Genomic DNA, 16,474 nt, shown 5'->3' with positions numbered 1-16,474 from the left:
AGGAATATCGGCCTTGGCAATCTGGCTGGATCAGGCATCGGAAGGTTTCGAGCAGCGTTTTGCCGCCTTTCTGACGACCAAGCGTGAAGTCTCCGAGGATGTGAACACGGTCGTTCGCGCCATCATTGATGATGTCAGGGCCCGCGGCGATGTGGCGCTTGCCGAATATTCGCTGAAGTTCGACGGCATCGATTTCGCCGCCGTGCCGATGCGGGTCACGCCTGAGGAATTCGACGCGGCGATCGAGGCGGTGCCTCCGGAAGTGCTGGGGGCGCTGAAGCTCGCAGCACTGCGCATCGAAAGCCATCATCGCCGGCAACTGCCGAAGGACGATATCTACGAAGACGACATGGGTGTTGGACTCGGCTCGCGCTGGACGGCGATCGAGGCGGTCGGACTCTATGTTCCGGGCGGCACGGCGAGTTATCCGAGCTCGGTGCTGATGAATGCCGTGCCGGCCAAGGTTGCCGGCGTCGATCGCATCGTCATCGCCGTTCCCGCCACCGGCGGTGCCGTCAACCCCGCCGTGCTTGCCGCAGCCAAGCTTGCCGGTGTGACCGAGGTTTATCGTGTCGGCGGCGCCCAGGCGATCGCCGCTCTTGCCTATGGCACCGAGACGATCGCCCCGGTTGCCAAGATCACCGGTCCCGGTAACGCCTATGTCGCAGCCGCCAAGCGCCACGTCTTCGGCACTGTCGGCATCGATATGATCGCTGGCCCTTCCGAAGTGCTGGTCATCGCCGACAAGGACAACAATCCCGATTGGATCGCCGCCGATCTGCTGGCGCAGGCCGAGCACGATGCCAGCGCCCAGGCAATCCTGATCACCGATAATGCCGAATTCGGCAAGGCGGTGGAGCAGGCGGTCGAACGCCAGCTGAAGACGCTGAACCGCGCCGAGACCGCCGCGGCAAGCTGGCGCGATTTCGGCGGGGTCATTCTCGTTGCCGATCTGAACCAGGCCATTCCGCTTGCCAACCGCGTCGCCGCCGAGCATCTGGAGCTTGCCGTTGCCGATCCGGACCGGCTGCTCGACGGCATCCGCAATGCCGGCGCGATCTTCATCGGCGCCCATACGCCCGAGGTGATCGGCGATTATGTCGGCGGGTCCAACCACGTGCTGCCGACGGCGCGCTCGGCGCGTTTCTCCTCCGGCCTTTCGGTGCTCGATTTCGTCAAGCGCACCTCGATCCTGCGGCTTGGCCCACAGCAATTGCGCACCCTCGGCCCGGCGGCGATTGCGCTAGCCGTCTCCGAAGGCCTCGATGCCCATGCGCGATCGGTTGCGATCCGCCTCAACCTCGAAAGGTGAGGGGATGGCGGCGGGCGATTTCCGGCTTTGCGATGTCGTCCTCGACGATACGATCGGCCGTTCGACGCCCGATGTCGAGCATGAACGCGCCGTCGCCATCTTCGATCTGATCGAGGAGAACAGTTTTGCGCCGATCGGCCATGCCGGCGGCCCTTACCGGTTGAATATCTCGCTGGTCGATTCCAAGCTGGTCTTTGCCATCAGGACGGAGGAAGGCATCGACGTCGCCACCCATATCCTGTCGCTTACCCCCTTCCGGCGGATCGTCAAGGATTACTTCATGATCTGCGAGAGCTATTATGAAGCGATCCGTTCGTCGACGCCGAGCCGCATCGAGGCGATCGACATGGGCCGGCGCGGCATCCACAATGAAGGTTCGCAGACGCTGAAGGACAGGCTGACCGGCAAGATAGAGGTCGATTTCGACACCGCCCGGCGGCTGTTCACCCTGGTCTGCGTGCTCTACTGGCGCGGATGACGGCAATGGATCGCGCCGCCGACGTCGAGGAAGGAAAAAGGCCGGGCGCCATCCTCTTCATGTGCGGGATGAATGCCATCCGCTCGCCGATGGCTGAAGCGATCGCCCGTAGTATTCTGCCGGCCAATACCTATATCAGGTCGGCCGGCGTGCGCGCCGGCGAGCGCGATCCTTTCGTCGATGTCGTGCTCGACGAGATCGGCCTGTCACTGGGGCGCCGCCTGCCGCAGACGCTTGAGGAACTCGAGGACGATTATTTCGATCTGATCATCACGCTGTCGCCGCCGGCCCATCACGCCGCCCTCGAACTGACCCGCTCGAATGCGATCGACGTCGTCTACTGGCCGACCATGGATCCGACGGTCGTCAGTGGCACGCGCGAGCAGATTCTGGAGAGCTACCGCGAGGTCCGCGATCACCTGGCCGGCCTCATCGAAAGCCGGCTGCTCAAACGAAATGGCATTGCCGCGCAATCGGCATGAAAACAAATAAAGGAAAGCCTGATCAACAAGGTTCACAAACCTTCGTTGATTGTGTAGTTTCCGCCCAAATTTTAAGGGCGCGCGCTGCGCTGCCTCTTCAACCCACAGGAAGAAAACACTTATATGCCGAAAGAAGAAGTCCTCGAATTCCCGGGTATCGTCACCGAACTTCTGCCGAATGCGACGTTCCGCGTGAAGCTCGAAAACGAACACGAGATCATCGCCCATACCGCCGGCCGCATGCGCAAGAACCGCATCCGCGTTCTCGCCGGCGACAAGGTGCTTGTGGAAATGACGCCCTACGATCTGACCAAGGGCCGCATCACCTACCGTTTCAAGTAAGCTTGCCCAAGATCCTGCAAGGGGTTTTCTCCCGTCTGCCGATGGTCGAGGTTCCATGGCGCTGAAATACAAGCTCATTCTGGCCTCGGGCTCGCCCCGCCGCGTCGACCTGCTCAACCAGGCGGGCATCGAACCGTCGCGGCTGATGCCGATGGATATCGACGAGACGCCCAAGAAGTCGGAGCATCCGCGTTCGCTGGCGCGCCGGCTTTCGGCCGAGAAGGCGGAAGCGGCCCTTGCCGCCATCAAGAGCGATATCACCTGGAAGGGCAGCTATATTCTCTCGGCCGATACGGTGGTCGCCGTCGGCCGGCGCATTCTCGGCAAGGCCGAGTTCGCCGACGAGGCGTTAAGTTCGCTGCATCTGTTGTCGGGACGCAACCATCTCGTCTATACCGGCGTTTGCCTGGTGACGCCGGATCGCAAGATCCGCCAGAAGATCGTCGAGACCAAGGTGCGCTTCAAGCGTCTCTCCGGCTTCGAGATCGAAAACTACCTGGCCTCCGGCCAGTGGCGCGGCAAGGCAGGCGCCTATGGCATTCAGGGACTTGCCGGCACCTTCGTGCAGAAGATGGTCGGCTCCTACACCAATGTCGTCGGCCTGCCGCTTTATGAAACCATCGTGCTTTTGACCGGCGAAGGCTTCGACGTGCATAGCCGGTGGCCCGAGGGCTAAAGCCCGAAGGCCGACTCCTGAACTAAAGCATGTCGCGCAAAAGTGTGCAGCGGTTTTCCCTGGCAAAGCGCGAAGCGCTTTTGCCGTAACGACATGCGTAAAAACAAAGAATTAAAGCGCAAGGAGCGAATCTGAAAGATCGTGACGCGCTTTAGGACGGACCGATCATGCCCGAAGACAACAAAGCCGCCGCCAAGGTCGAACCGCTGCGCAAGGCGCGCCCTTGCCCCGAATGCGGCAAACCCTCTCACCGCGAACATTACCCCTTCTGCTCCAACCGCTGCCGCGAGGTCGATCTCTCTCGCTGGCTGACCGGCGCCTATGCCATTCCGGTTGCCGACGACGAGACCAAGGCCGAATATCCTGATGAGGAAAACTAATGCATGTCGCCCGGAAGTGTGCAGCGGTTCCGGGGTAACGACATGCATCAAAACAAAGAACTAAAGCGCGTCGCATGAATCAAGTTTGATGCGACGCGCTTTAGAGAATTCGGCCAGCGAAGCTCTTATTTTTCCTCACGAATCGGCAAAACGGGCAAGACCGTCAAAAAAGAGTCATTTGACGCTTGCCATGGCCGAACAAGATGCTATAACCCCGCTCGCTTCCGGGGCGAACCAAGGCCCCGCGGTTCTTTTTCGAAAAAGGCACCATCGGAAGCAGGTTAGCCCAGGTAGCTCAGTTGGTAGAGCAGCGGATTGAAAATCCGCGTGTCACTGGTTCGATTCCGGTCCTGGGCACCACTCAATCCCCTAGAACTAATCTCCACGCACAGTCTCGGATAGCTGGCCCACAAACCTCTTTGTCTAGAAGCTAGCGCCCCTTTCTTTGTCGTCGCCAGCGTCTCGCTCAGAGTTGCCGCCGAAAGCATGGATCCGGCCATGGTTCTCTTCCTCCAGGGCTCTTAGTCCTCTCGCATCGAGCCGGCGTTTCCGGACCGCAGCGATTGCCACCGATAGAGGTCTGCTCGCTGATACCTTGCTTGTGGCAAACATGCGCCACCGTCACGTCGGCCTGGATGCCGGTAATCTGGTCGTCGTCAAATTTTCGCTTGCCCATCGCTGCTTCAATCCTCACGAAAAGCTCTGTTGAAGCTGTAGAGGAGTGGTCTAATAGTATAGAAGGCCACGCCGCTTTCGCCCGTTTCGATCAGTGTCTGGGCGGGCACGGTCAGTTAGCTCGCGAGCTCAGCCTGCTTCATTGGCCGACCGGTTCCGTCACCGCTTTGATGACGTCAGACGCCATCTTGAATTCCTTGTCGCGGCTGGTGATGCCGTGGCGCTGCGCGATCCAGGCAAAATCCGTGTAGGCGACGCGAACCGTCCCATCCTTCGTTTCGTAGACGAGAACGCGGACCGGCCAGTCGAGGCCGGCTGTGGGATTGGCGGTGATGAATGTCGTTCCGAGTGCCGGATTGCCGAACAGAATCAGCCGTGAGGGGAGGACCTTGTTGCCGGCAGCCGTGCCGAGAGCCGCTTGATCAATATCATCGAACAGCATGATGCCCTTCTCAGCGACATTGGCTTTGATCTTACTGACAGTCTCGTCAACCGAGTAATGGCTTTTCAGAACAACGACGCCGTCGCGGGTCCCTGCCTGGGCGACTGAGACGGGCGTTGCCACGATGGCGACTGCCAATGAAAACATGGCGGTGAGGAATAGGTTGATCACTCTTTGCATGTCATTCTCTCCTTTGGTTGGGTAAATCTTCGGCGTAGTTGTCTGGTCGCGGCGGAACAGCGTTCCGGTCGCTTCGAGAGGCTGGACTTATGACGGTGGCGCGCTTAGCGAACTTCCGAGCAGCATTGCTGCGCCGAGTGCGGTGATCAGGATAAACACGCAGGCGTTCCAGCCGAGATGGTCATAGACCTGTCCGAGAGCCAGACTGCCGATCATGCCGCCGGTGTAGTAGGATGCCAGATAGATGCCGCTGGCACCGGCCTTGTCGCTCATGGCAAGCCGGCCGATGATGCCGGTGGCGATAGCTTGCGCCAGGAACGTGCCGATTGCCACCAGCGTCAATCCGCCGAGGATGATTGGCAAATTTGTGCTGAGAAGCGCCACGAGGCCGAGGACGGACATTGCAAGGGTCGATACGATTGCCGCTTTCGACCCGACATGGCTTGCGATCTTCCCGGCAAACGGCGTGGTCACAATCGAAGGGAGAAAGACAAGATAGACAAGGCCAAGCGCCATCGGTGCCACGCCGAGCGCAACGATCTGGAAGTTCACATAGGTAGGTGCCGATGAACACGAACAGGATCAGGAAACCGATCAGGAAGACGCGGCGCAGGTCCGGATCGGCAAGGTGAACGCGCCAGATGTGCCTGGCAACGCTTCCTCGATCGTTCGTGCGCATCATGCTCGCGGTTTTCTTGAGCGAGAACCAAACCAACGCGGCGCCGAGGAGATTAAGTCCTGCGAATATCAGAAAATTCAGCGAAAGGCCGCCGATGCCGGCGATAGCGGCAGACAGCATACGGCCAAAGAGATTGCTCGCGACATTGCCTGTGACATAGGCTGCGAGCGCTCCGGAGGTCTCCCCGGCGGAAAAATGTTCAGACAAGTAGGCTGCCGTGAGCGTAAAGGCGGTCGACATGCATAGTCCCTGAAGCACCCGTAACGCTGCGAAGACAAGAATGTTGTCGGTAAATGCCAGCAGCGTCGTCGGGATGGACAGAAGGGCGAGGCTGATCCAGATGCCGTTGCGCCGGTCGACATCACCACCAAAAAAAGCCACGAGCAGACCAGCGATTGCCATGCCCAATGTGCTGGCATTGACGGCTAAACCCATCGTGGCGCGGCTCACCTCGAATCTCTCCACCAGCGAAGGCAACACCGCCTGTGCCGCGAAGAGGTCGACAAGAGTCAGGAACGCAATAAGTGCGATCAGTCCAAATCGCCAACTGTCCGCAGGTAGTGTCTTATCCGCATGAATGGATGCGAGCGGCTGTTCGATATCGGTCATTGCGAGGTCCCCCGAAATGCGGCGATTTCGGCAATGGCCGAAAACGCCGGAGCGTGGCTCAAAGGGCTGGGTCAACGGACAAACCGGCGATTACATCGCTGCGTTGTCGTCGTGCATCTCCGGGCTCAGAATGTCGGAGGAATAAAGCACGGCCCGAACCTTGCCGTTGTTCTTCCACCAATGGGAGAGGTGGCCGAACTCGGCGGTGACCTCGCCCGCCTTGTGCAGGATCGGCACCTTGCAGGTGCTGCGATATTCGGTGATCGAGCCGGAGGCGATCAGGATATTTGCTGGGCGCATATCATGCGAATGCCAGGGAACAACGCCGCCCGGCTCCACGACGAGCTTTCGCATGCGTAGCATGCTGCCCTTCCAAGCATCACCCTTGGAGGAAAGATCGATCGTTTTGAGGACGCTGTCGGTGACGCCCTTCGGCATCATCGCACCAGGTTTCATGCCATCTTCGGCAACTTGATCGGCTGGGCAGTCACCGGCAAAGGCAAATGAGGCGTGCAGGCCGGCGGCGATCGTCAGTGCGTTAAAGGCAAGCATAGCCAAAGAGACTCGGCGGGTTTTGAATGAAGGCAGCATCGTGGTTCTCCTTGTTGGGGCTCGGCAAGATCGGTGTCGAGCATGTGAGGAGAGTGGCGGAGCGCCGACCCAAAGAGAAATGCCAGATGCTTTTGAATTCGATAGCCGCGGGCTATTGCCGATTGCCAAATAAGCACGAAAAGCCCGGCGAATGCCGGGCCATGCTCAAGAGGGGCAGTACGATACATTCAATCAATGCGGTCGGGTTGGCGGGGAAGCCCAGCCATAGGATTTCACAGCGCCGACAAAGACGGAAACCGCCGGCGAAAAGCGACGGCCTGCGACAGTCACGAGACAGACTTCACGGCTGACCTCCGGTTCCGCGACCGGTCGCACCTGCAGTCCGGGAATGACGGCGCTATATTCCGGGATGAAGCAAATGCCCAAGCCGCCGGCGACAAGATTCTGGATCCAGTCTTCGCGTTCGCTGGAATAGGAAACGAGCGTCTTGACACCTTGCGCATCGCAAAGATCCGAGAGGTAGTCCCAATATTCGCAGTTGACGCGACGCAGGTAGACTTCGCCGTCGATCGCAGCAATCGGAATGGCGTCGTATTGACTGAGCCTGTGGCCGGCAGGAAAGGCGAGCATGAACCTTTCGCGGAAGAGCGAGGTCACGTCGAACCGCTCCGGAAAATCCGTTGCCGTTGACATCAGCGCCACATCGATTTCGCCGGTCTCCAACAGATCGGACAGTCTCGTGGGCACGCCTTCGATCAGTTGCAGCTGGATGCCCTTGTGACGCATGTTGAAGTCGGTCAGGAGGCCGGTGAACCGCCGCGGCCCGATCGTACACATGATACCGACCTTGAGATTAGCTTCGCTCAGACAGAGAAACCGGGAGGCCTCCGTCCGAACGCCCATGAGCTCATCCTGAATCTGCTGGAACCGTGGCCGGAGCAGATTGCCAAGATCGGTGACATGAGTGAGATTGCGCTCTCGGCGAAACAGTAGGCCACCGACCTCGTCCTCAAGCTGCTGTATGGCGCGGCTGAGGGCCGGTTGAGTAACGTTGCACCTTTCGGCTGCACGCGTGAAATTGCGTGTTTCGCAGACGGCCAAGAAATAACGTATATGATGAATATCCATCGCCGCCCCCAGGGTGAACGCGATTTTTAATTATGCTGCTATTCTCTACAGCGGCGGCATTCTCATCCAATGCCATGGATTTATCAATTCCATACCAGACCGGCATTTCTAAAGTGAGCGCCGATACTCCACTGTGACTGCATGACGCCAGAAAGTGTCGTCGATTGCAGTGGAGAGCGCATATGCTGAACGCCTTTGATCCCGAAATTGATACTCTCGTCGGCCGCAAGCCCCTGGAAGGGCGCAGCGCCATCGTCACCGGCTCCACCAGCGGGATCGGTCTTGGCATTGCGCGTGCACTTGCTCGCTCAGGTGCGGCCGTGATGTTGAACGGTTTTGGCGACCCTGTCGAGATCGAGGCGCTGCGTGCCGGCATCGCAGGCGACAACGACGTCGACGTCGCCTATGACGCCGCTGACATGGCAAAACCGGAAGCCATTCGAATGATGGTCGAGAGGGCGGCCGCGCGGTTTGGCCAGGTCGACATCGTCATCAACAATGCCGGCATCCAGCACGTTTCGCCGATCGGAAAGTTCCCGCCGGAAAAGTGGGACGCCATCCTCGCCATCAATCTCTCCGCCGCTTTTCATCTGGTGCAGTCGACATTCGACGGCATGTGCGCCAGAGGTTACGGCCGGATCATCAATGTCGCCTCGGCTCATGGATTGGTCGCATCGCCCTTCAAGTCCGCCTATGTGGCGGCCAAGCATGGCATCGTCGGCTTCACAAAGACGATCGCACTCGAAGGCGCGGAATTCGGCGTCACATCCAATGCGATCTGCCCTGGCTATGTCTGGACGCCGCTCGTCGAGCACCAGATCGAAGATCAGGCGAAGTCGCATAAGATCGCGCGAGATGCAGTGATCCGCGATGTTTTCCTGAAGGACCAACCGACCAAGCGTTTTGCAACCATCGAAGAAATGGGTGCGCTCGCCGTGTTTCTCTGCGGCGAACTTGCTGGATCGATCACCGGGACCGCTATTCCGGTCGACGGCGGCTGGACCGCGCACTGACCAATTATTCGGACCAAGAGGGAGGCAATCGTGAACAAACATATAGGAAGACAGCCCAGAATGCAGCCCGAACTCTCCGTTGCCGGGCGTGAACCGCGGATGATCAATCTTGCATTGCAGGGCGGCGGCGCGCATGGCGCCTTCACCTGGGGTGTGCTCGATCGGCTGCTTGACGAGCCCAGCCTTTCTTTTGAAGGCATCGTGGCGACGAGCGCCGGCGCGATGAATGCCGCCGTCATGGCTTACGGCCTTGCTGCGGGCGGACGAAGCGGCGCGCAGAGCGCACTCGCCAATTTTTGGCGCCGCGTCAGCCATGCGTCCGCATCGGGACCTTTGCAGCCGTCTTTGTTCGACCGTCTGACTGGTTCTAGATCGCTGGAATTCTCCCCGGCATTTGTCATGTTCGACCTGGTCACCCGGCTGATGTCGCCCTACCAGTTCAACCCATTCAATTTCAATCCGCTGCGCCAAGTGCTGGAACAATCGATAGATCTCGACGCGATCCGAATGGCGCGCTGCCCCGTCAAACTCAGCATTTGTGCCACCAACGTGAGGACCGGCAAGGTGAAGGTCTTCGGCAATGACGAGCTCTCCATCGATGCGGTTATGGCGTCCGCCTGCCTGCCTTTCCTGTTCCAGGCGGTGGAAATCGATGGGGAAGCCTATTGGGACGGTGGCTACATGGGAAATCCCGCGATATTCCCGCTGATCTATGGCTGCGATACGCCCGATGTCCTCGTGGTCCATATCAACCCGATCGAAAGAACTGACCTGCCGCGAACCGCAGGTGAAATTCTCAACCGCATCAACGAGATCAGCTTCAACTCGTCGCTGCTCAGGGAGATGCGCGCAGTGGCTTTCGTCACGCAGCTTATCGATACACAGGGGACGCCGCCGCCCAATCTCAAGCGTGTTTTCGTGCACGGTATCTCAGACGACGATACGATGAAGAATCTCAGCGTCTCGAGCAAGCTGAACGCGGACTGGGGAGCGCTCGTGGACTTAAGGGATCGCGGCCGCGAATGCGCCGAACTCTGGCTGATCGCCAACTATGACGACATCGGCAAGCGATCGACCGTGGACATCCGCGAACGCTATCTTTGATCCTCTACGAAGCTTACCCCCGGCATTTGCAAAATCCTGCCTCCTTAGCCCCCGTCTCTTCCAACGGGGGCTCTTTTTTAGATGGGATCGACTGCCGAAGCATAGAGACGGCGTATCGAAACCATGCGGAGACAGCATTTCAGACGCGAGCTGACTTCTGGGAAAGTTAGGTGGTCAAGCCGATGGCGGTTTGACCCACGAACCAGGAGATTTCTCATGAATGCTACACGCTTTCTTATCAGCTCAGCCATTGCCGCTGCCGCCTCCATGAGCGCAGCCAGCGCCTTTGCCGGCCCGGCTGCCAAACCGGATTTCTCGTTCGAAAAATGCTTTGGCGTCGTCAAGGCCGGCCTGAACGACTGCCAGACCGCCAGCCATTCCTGCGCCGGCACGTCGACGGCCGATAATGCCAAGGACTCCTGGATTTACATTCCGGCCGGCACCTGCAGCAAAATTGCCGGCGGCAGCACCGAACCCAAGGCCTGAGCTCTCTCAAGCTCTCAACTGCACATCCGAAAGGAGCAACCGATGTCCAAGATATTTCCGAGCAATCCGGTGCCGAACGCCGCGGGCATCGGTCTTCGCTCCCAACATATCGGCGAAATGCTGTCCCGCCGCCCATCGGCGGGCTGGCTCGAAGTCCATGCGGAAAATTATATGGGCGGCTCGGCGGCGGTCGATGCGCTTGAGCGGCTGCGGGAGAGCTATCCCCTGTCTATCCACGGTGTCGGCCTTTCGCTCGGCAGCAGCTCCGCTCTTGATCGAGATCACTTGGAACGTATGCGCAAGCTCTGCCTGCGTTTCCAGCCAAGTCTTGTTTCCGAACACCTTGCCTGGAGCGTTGCCGATGGCGCCTATCTGAATGACCTTCTGCCGCTGCGCTATGATGCGCAGGCGCTGGCCGTCGTCGCCACTAATGTCTTGAGGCTTCAGGACGCGCTTCAGCGGCGCGTCTTTATCGAAAACCTTTCAGCCTATATCGCCTTCGAGGATTCAACGATGACCGAGGCGGAATTTCTCGCCGAACTCGTCCGGCTCACCGGTTGCGGTCTGCTCCTCGACGTCAACAACGTTTATGTATCGGCATGCAATCTCGGCTTCGACGCCAAAGCCTTCATCGATCAGCTCCCGGCGCATGCCATCGGTGAAATTCACCTCGCCGGCCATGCAGTCAACGAGGTTGAGGGCGATATCGTGCTGATCGACGACCACGGCTCCCGCGTTCCGCCGTCGGTCTGGTCACTCTATGCCTATGCGATCCGGAAAATCGGACATCGCCCCACGCTCATCGAATGGGATACCGATGTCCCCGCTCTGGACGTGCTGCTCGGCGAAGCCATGTGGGCTGATATGCTTGCCCAATCGATCGCCTTCGAAGATCGAATGCTGGCCGCAAGGCCAGCGCCTCAAACGAGCCGGTTCGACGGCATGGTCCTGCCGTTGCAGCCCGCCAGCACGAAAGGGCCGATGCCGGCGCTTGCCGCGCTGGCGACGATCAAGCCGTCCGTCTTCGCCATTCATTCAAGGGCAAGGAGGAGTGGCCATGTCTTCTAATTGCGCCCTGCAGTCAAGGATCGCCCAGGCCATTCTGCATGGCGATCGGAGTGACGTTGGTCCGGTGTTGGCCAAAGCTGCTTTCGACCCGCTGCGCCGGTTCAACATCTACCGTAACAACACGTTCGCCTCGCTGACGGCGACCTTGATCGCGGTTTTCCCGGTCACGGTGCAGCTTTTAAGCGAAAACTACTTTCGTTACATTGCCGGCCTCTTCATACGCAGCAATCCGCCGCAGGAGGCGCGGCTCGTTCGCTATGGCGGCAATTTCCCCTGCTTTCTGGCCGGGTTCGAAGACATTCGTTCGATGCCCTTCATCGCCGAAACGGCCCGGCTGGAATGTATGATTGCGGAAGCGCTTGATGCACCGGCATTGCCGGGCTGCATCTTGGACCAGCTTGCAGACGGCGAAGCCGACACGATTCCACAAATTTCTCTTCAGCCGTCGCTGCGTCTGCTCGTCTGTCGTTGGCCGGCACTGGAAATCTGGTCGGCGCATCAGCCGGGCGGACAGATCGGGACGCTGACGGGATTGCGCCGCCGACCTGAGCGCATCGCTTTATGGCGAACCAGCGAGAGCGTGCGTTTTCTGCGTCTCGAAGCTGAGCATTTCGCATTCCTGCGTGCACTGAAGAAGCGTGCAAGTCTGGAGGCGGCGGTTGACCGTATCCTTTTCCGAACGCCTGATTTCGATCTCGCGACTGCCTTGAGCGGCTTGTTCGCCGAAGGCCTCGTGGCCCGCATTCGCCACATCCAGCTCCCAACCAATTGAAGGATGGAAATCATGACCATGATCAACTCTGTCGCAACGGGCCGCAAAGGCGGGATTGCCGGACTCTACGTCTCCGCGTTGGAGCGTTTGAACATCCTGCCGCTCTCGCTTGCACAACTCGTCTCTCGCCTGGCCGTCGCTCACGTCTTCTGGCAGTCGTCGCAGAGCAAGCTTGCCTCCTGGCCGACAACGGTGCAGCTGTTCACGCTTGAATACAGGCTGCCCGTCATCGATCCCGGCGTGGCCGCGGGGCTCGCGACGACGGCTGAGCTGAGCGGCTCCATATTGATTTTTCTCGGTCTGTTCTCGCGACTTGCCACCCTGATGTTGCTTGGCGTGATTTCGGCTATCCAGCTCCTCGTCTATCCGCAGAACTGGCCCGATCATTTGCTCTGGACCGCGCCGCTGTTGCTGATCCTGACGCGCGGAGCCGGTGTTATCTCGCTCGACTATGTCGCCAGCCGCCTGTTTCAAGGGGAGCGCTGAGCCATGCGTATCACGGTAGAGGAGGCCGATAGCAGTTCGCCTGCGATCAATCGGAATGCTTTAAAGGCTACTCGCCGTCAGAAGGTGGTCATCCTCGGGGCCGGATTTGGCGGTCTTGCCGCGGCCATGGGACTGCGGCATGCGGATGTCGATGTGACGGTCATTGACCGGCGCAACTACCATCTGTTCCAGCCTTTGCTCTACCAGGTGGCGACAGCCGGGCTTTCTCCGGCGCAAATTGCTATGCCGATCCGCCGCATCCTCTCGCGACAAGCCAATGTCACCGTTCTGATGGAGCGCGCCGAGGGGATCGACAAGGAGGCCCGGATCGTCCAGACGGCCAACCGCCGCATTCCATACGACTATCTGATCATCGCGACAGGCGCCAGGCACGCATATTTCGGCAATGATGAATAGGCGGAGACGGCACCCGGATTGAAGACGATCGCCGATGCGACCGAAATCCGCGCCCGTATCCTGTCGGCCTTCGAACGCGCCGAGGCTGCCGAAGATCAGGCCGACCGCGCGCGATTTCTGACATTCGTCGTCGTCGGCGGCGGCCCGACCGGCGTTGAGCTGGCAGGCGCCATTGCCGAACTGGCAAAAAAAGTCATCGTTCGCGATTTTCGACGCATCGACTCGTCCTCCGCGCGCGTTGTCCTGGTCGAAGCCGGTGATGTTGTCCTGCCCGCCATGCCGCCGAAACTGTCTGAGAGAGCCCGGCGGCACCTGGAGATGCTTGGCGTCGAGGTACTTCTTAAGGCGGCGGTGAAGCGCTGCGATGGTCGAGGTGTCACACTTGCCGACGGGCGGGAAATTCAATCATCCTGTGTACTGTGGGCGGCCGGCGTCATGGCTTCCAAAGCAGCGAAATGGCTAGGCGTGCCTGCCGATCGCGCCGGCCGCGTCCATGTCGACCGAAATCTTAATCCGCCAGGCAACAATGACATCTTCGTGATTGGCGACACCGCGGCGGTGACGGATGAAAACGGCGGGGCAGTTCCGGGCGTCGCGCCAGCCGCCAAGCAGATGGGCGAGCACACGGCACGCGCTATTCTTGCCAATCTTGACGGTCTGGCCATCGGGCCGTTCCGCTACCGTGATTTTGGCCGTCTGGCGACGATCGGGCGGAAGGCGGCGGTTGCCGACTTCGGGCGAATCCGGCTGTCGGGTTTTGGTGCTTGGCTGGTGTGGAATATTGCGCATCTTTGGTTTCTTGTCGGTTTCCGCAATCGCGCCGCGGTGTTCATCGATTGGGCTCTGGCCTATGTTCGCTATGATCGCAGCGCCCGTCTGATTACCGATCGCCATGAACGCTAGGGCTTTTCCACGGATCAAAATGGGACGCGCAGTCACGGCGTTGCTGTTGCTTGCAGTGTTGTCGACGGCAGCGCTTGTCCATCTGGTCTGGTATCGCACGGCCACCCAGAATGTCGAAACGGTTGTCGCTAGCCTCGACGCCCAAAGCACCGCCGCCGTCCGCAATGCGCTGACCTCAAATCTGGCGCTGGTTTCCAGCAGCGCGGAGATCATCAGATCAGTTTTTTTTCAGGGCGCGGTCCGGCCAGACGACGAAGTCAAGCGTGAGTTCCTGTTCCTGTCGCTGCTGCGCGAGCAGCCGGCGATCGCCTGGATCGGGTTCGGCTTCCCGGATGGCCGTTTTTTCGGCTCGCACGCGATGCCGGACGGCGAGATCGAAATGGTGGAGATTGGCGCGGCGGCTCCGGGAAAGCCGCGCCCGTTGCGTCGTGATCTTTATAAGCCAATACCTGGTGATATTTTCTTCGAGAACCGCCTGAAGTCCGAAAGCGTCTACGTCTCGGAGGGTTCGCCGTGGTACCGGCGCGGCAGCATGAACTCGGACGCGGCCTGGACTGTCGTCAGCATTTTGCCCAATGGCTTCGAGCCGGCGATCGTGGTCTCCAAAAGGGTTGAAGTCTTCAAACATTTCGAAGGCGTGGTGATGGTAGCGGTCAGCCTGAATCGGCTGTCGGCCACGCTTTCCGCACTCAAGGTTCCGAAGGGCAGCAAGCCTTCGTCCTCGCCAGAGACGATATGGTATTGGCGACATCAGAACCATCCGATGGTGTCGTGGCGGCTCATCTCAAGGATTTCCCTCCATCCGACGCTTTGGCTGCGGCGGTCGCCACCGCGGCGACCCGCGACGGGGTCGACAGCTTCCGGACGCTGGTCGATAGCAAAAGCCTCGGTCCGGTCTTCGTGTCGTCGGGCAAGTTGCCGTTCGAAGATTGGCGACTGGTCACCGCGATACCACGGGCGACCTTTGCCGGCGACATCGATGCCAATACCGAGCGCGTGATCTTCATCATTGGCGCCATCGCACTGCTCGCAGCAGTGACTGCGATCCTGTTTGCCAGAACGCTCTTCACTCGACCACTGTCCCGCCTTGCCGGACAGTTGCACCTGATCGAGAGGTTCGAACTCGAGGCCGTTGAGCACCGCCCGGCGCTGCTGGCCGAGCTCGACGATTTCTCGTTCGCGCTGAAACGGATGTCGAGTGGCCTTTCTGCCTTTGCACGCTTTATGCCGATCGAGGTCGTTCGTCCGCTTGTCGATGGCGGCATCGAGCCTCGTCCAGGCGGTGAACTGAGGGAAATAACAGTCCTGTTTGCCGATTTACCTGGCTTCACGGAACTGACCGAAGAGCTCGGCAGCGGCGTCGAGCCGAGCCTGACCCGCTTTCTAACCTCGTCGATCGCCGCCATTCATGCCGAGGGCGGTACGGTCGACAAATTCATCGGCGACGCGGTGATGGCAATCTGGAATGCGCCAAATGACGAACCCGATCACGCATTGCGTGCGTGTCGCGCTGCGGCGGCAATCCGTGACGCCATGCACGCCATGCCTCCCATCGCGCCGAAGCACGATGCCATTCGCGTGCGTATCGGCATCAATAGCGGCGTGGCGCTGGTCGGCAATATTGGCTCAACAGAAAGGCTGAGTTACACGGCGATCGGCGACGCCGTCAATCTCGCGAGCCGGCTCGTCGGCGCCGCGAAGGAGAAGGGCGTGGAGATCGCGCTGAGCGACGAAACGTTCCGGAGGACGCGAGGCCATCTCCATGCAAGATTGTTGGGAGCAGTAAACATCCGAGGAAAGACTGCGCCGGTCTGCGTGCATACGATCGATCCAGGCATTAAGCGGGAGCAGGTAGCGCGACATGCCGATTGATTGCCTCCTCCTTACAACGCTCGTTTGGCTGCAGATCAAGCATTTCGTGGCCGATTACGTGCTGCAGCCTGCCTGGATGATAGGCGGCAAAGGGGATTTCAGGAAACCGGGAGGATACGTCCACGCAGGCATCCACGCGGCCGCTACCCTGCCAATTCTCTGGTTATCAATGCCGTATCTGACATGGAGTGTCGCTGTCGCAACTGGCGAGTTTCTGGTTCATTTCCTAATCGATCATCTCAAAGCCGTTCACGGCCGCCGTAATCCTTGCGCAGTGAATGCGCGCTCATTCTGGATACTGCACGGTGGCGATCAACTCGCTCATCATCTAACCTATTCGATGATTTTGACTGTGGTCGCTCGGCAAAGTTATCTCAACGTTTGAAGGCTGGCAATTCGTTGCCAATAGAGCCCTCTG

General features: G+C 59.5%; 18 protein-coding genes, 1 tRNA gene and 2 pseudogenes. 17 read left to right on the top strand and 4 right to left on the bottom strand.

The window, feature by feature from the left end; translation table 11 throughout:
• Positions 1-13: 13 nt before the first annotated feature.
• From hisD to FHX03_RS04330, 7 genes are all read left to right on the top strand, one after another.
• The gene (gene hisD, locus FHX03_RS04360) at positions 14-1,312 is read left to right on the top strand and encodes a histidinol dehydrogenase (protein WP_183852698.1); all 1,299 of its coding nucleotides are present in this window, start codon (positions 14-16) and stop codon (positions 1,310-1,312) included.
• Between the two features lie 4 nt (positions 1,313-1,316).
• Positions 1,317-1,790 carry a UPF0262 family protein gene (locus FHX03_RS04355; protein ID WP_183779335.1) on the top strand — a complete coding sequence of 158 codons (474 nt, stop codon included), beginning with the start codon at positions 1,317-1,319 and terminating at the stop codon, positions 1,788-1,790.
• Entirely contained in the window at positions 1,787-2,272 is a 486-nt protein-coding gene (locus tag FHX03_RS04350; protein ID WP_179867088.1) for a low molecular weight phosphatase family protein, read from the top strand. The genes FHX03_RS04355 and FHX03_RS04350 overlap by 4 nt, the downstream gene beginning before the upstream one ends.
• A 123-nt stretch (positions 2,273-2,395) precedes the next feature.
• Positions 2,396-2,614 (top strand): translation initiation factor IF-1, encoded by a 219-nt coding sequence (infA, locus tag FHX03_RS04345; protein WP_003545338.1) that lies wholly within the window; start codon positions 2,396-2,398, stop codon positions 2,612-2,614.
• Between the two features lie 55 nt (positions 2,615-2,669).
• Entirely contained in the window at positions 2,670-3,290 is a 621-nt protein-coding gene (locus tag FHX03_RS04340; protein WP_003570453.1) for a Maf-like protein, read from the top strand.
• A gap of 167 nt (positions 3,291-3,457) precedes the next feature.
• Positions 3,458-3,670, top strand: a complete 213-nt coding sequence (gene yacG / locus FHX03_RS04335) for a DNA gyrase inhibitor YacG (protein WP_003588672.1) — start codon at positions 3,458-3,460, stop codon at positions 3,668-3,670.
• 284 nt (positions 3,671-3,954) lie between these two features.
• A tRNA-Phe gene (locus FHX03_RS04330) sits at positions 3,955-4,030 on the top strand.
• A 454-nt stretch (positions 4,031-4,484) separates the two neighbouring features.
• Here FHX03_RS04330 and FHX03_RS04325 read toward each other — a convergent pair.
• The 4 genes and pseudogenes from FHX03_RS04325 to FHX03_RS04310 all read right to left on the bottom strand — a co-directional run bounded on the left by FHX03_RS04325 (position 4,485) and on the right by FHX03_RS04310 (position 7,935).
• Entirely contained in the window at positions 4,485-4,967 is a 483-nt protein-coding gene (locus tag FHX03_RS04325) for a DUF302 domain-containing protein (protein ID WP_183852696.1), read from the bottom strand.
• Between the two features lie 87 nt (positions 4,968-5,054).
• Positions 5,055-6,255: pseudogene (locus FHX03_RS04320) on the bottom strand (MFS transporter).
• A 90-nt stretch (positions 6,256-6,345) separates the two neighbouring features.
• The gene (locus FHX03_RS04315) at positions 6,346-6,807 is read right to left on the bottom strand and encodes a cupin domain-containing protein (protein ID WP_246699196.1); all 462 of its coding nucleotides are present in this window, start codon (positions 6,805-6,807) and stop codon (positions 6,346-6,348) included.
• Between the two features lie 231 nt (positions 6,808-7,038).
• Positions 7,039-7,935 (bottom strand): LysR family transcriptional regulator, encoded by an 897-nt coding sequence (locus tag FHX03_RS04310; protein ID WP_183852692.1) that lies wholly within the window; start codon positions 7,933-7,935, stop codon positions 7,039-7,041.
• Positions 7,936-8,117: 182 nt separating this feature from the next.
• On the opposite strand from FHX03_RS04310, the gene FHX03_RS04305 reads away from it, so the two are divergent.
• The 10 genes and pseudogenes from FHX03_RS04305 to FHX03_RS04265 all read left to right on the top strand — a co-directional run bounded on the left by FHX03_RS04305 (position 8,118) and on the right by FHX03_RS04265 (position 16,441).
• Positions 8,118-8,948 (top strand): 3-hydroxybutyrate dehydrogenase, encoded by an 831-nt coding sequence (locus FHX03_RS04305; RefSeq protein WP_183852691.1) that lies wholly within the window; start codon positions 8,118-8,120, stop codon positions 8,946-8,948.
• Between the two features lie 60 nt (positions 8,949-9,008).
• Positions 9,009-10,052 carry a patatin-like phospholipase family protein gene (locus FHX03_RS04300; RefSeq protein WP_183852689.1) on the top strand — a complete coding sequence of 348 codons (1,044 nt, stop codon included), beginning with the start codon at positions 9,009-9,011 and terminating at the stop codon, positions 10,050-10,052.
• A 216-nt stretch (positions 10,053-10,268) separates the two neighbouring features.
• Entirely contained in the window at positions 10,269-10,538 is a 270-nt protein-coding gene (locus tag FHX03_RS04295) for a DUF2282 domain-containing protein (protein ID WP_183852687.1), read from the top strand.
• A gap of 42 nt (positions 10,539-10,580) precedes the next feature.
• Entirely contained in the window at positions 10,581-11,606 is a 1,026-nt protein-coding gene (locus tag FHX03_RS04290) for a DUF692 domain-containing protein (RefSeq protein ID WP_183852685.1), read from the top strand.
• A complete protein-coding gene (locus tag FHX03_RS04285; RefSeq protein WP_183852683.1) occupies positions 11,596-12,378 on the top strand; it encodes a DNA-binding domain-containing protein in 783 nt (260 codons plus the stop codon). The genes FHX03_RS04290 and FHX03_RS04285 overlap by 11 nt, the downstream gene beginning before the upstream one ends.
• Positions 12,379-12,390: 12 nt before the next feature.
• Positions 12,391-12,864 (top strand): DoxX family protein, encoded by a 474-nt coding sequence (locus FHX03_RS04280; protein ID WP_183852960.1) that lies wholly within the window; start codon positions 12,391-12,393, stop codon positions 12,862-12,864.
• Positions 12,865-12,867: 3 nt separating this feature from the next.
• A pseudogene (locus FHX03_RS04275) lies at positions 12,868-14,184 on the top strand (NAD(P)/FAD-dependent oxidoreductase).
• Between the two features lie 58 nt (positions 14,185-14,242).
• Positions 14,243-15,184, top strand: a complete 942-nt coding sequence (locus FHX03_RS34300; RefSeq protein ID WP_246699184.1) for a hypothetical protein — start codon at positions 14,243-14,245, stop codon at positions 15,182-15,184.
• 191 nt (positions 15,185-15,375) lie between these two features.
• A complete protein-coding gene (locus FHX03_RS34295) occupies positions 15,376-16,056 on the top strand; it encodes an adenylate/guanylate cyclase domain-containing protein (RefSeq protein ID WP_312865333.1) in 681 nt (226 codons plus the stop codon).
• On the top strand, positions 16,046-16,441 hold the full coding sequence (locus FHX03_RS04265) for a DUF3307 domain-containing protein (RefSeq protein WP_183852681.1): 396 nt from the start codon (positions 16,046-16,048) through the stop codon (positions 16,439-16,441). The genes FHX03_RS34295 and FHX03_RS04265 overlap by 11 nt, the downstream gene beginning before the upstream one ends.
• Positions 16,442-16,474: the final 33 nt, after the last annotated feature.

It is taken from the genome of Rhizobium sp. BK456, from assembly GCF_014194045.1.
Taxonomy (GTDB): Bacteria; Pseudomonadota; Alphaproteobacteria; order Rhizobiales; family Rhizobiaceae; genus Rhizobium; species Rhizobium redzepovicii.
This window is presented reverse-complemented; position numbering and strand designations above follow the sequence as displayed.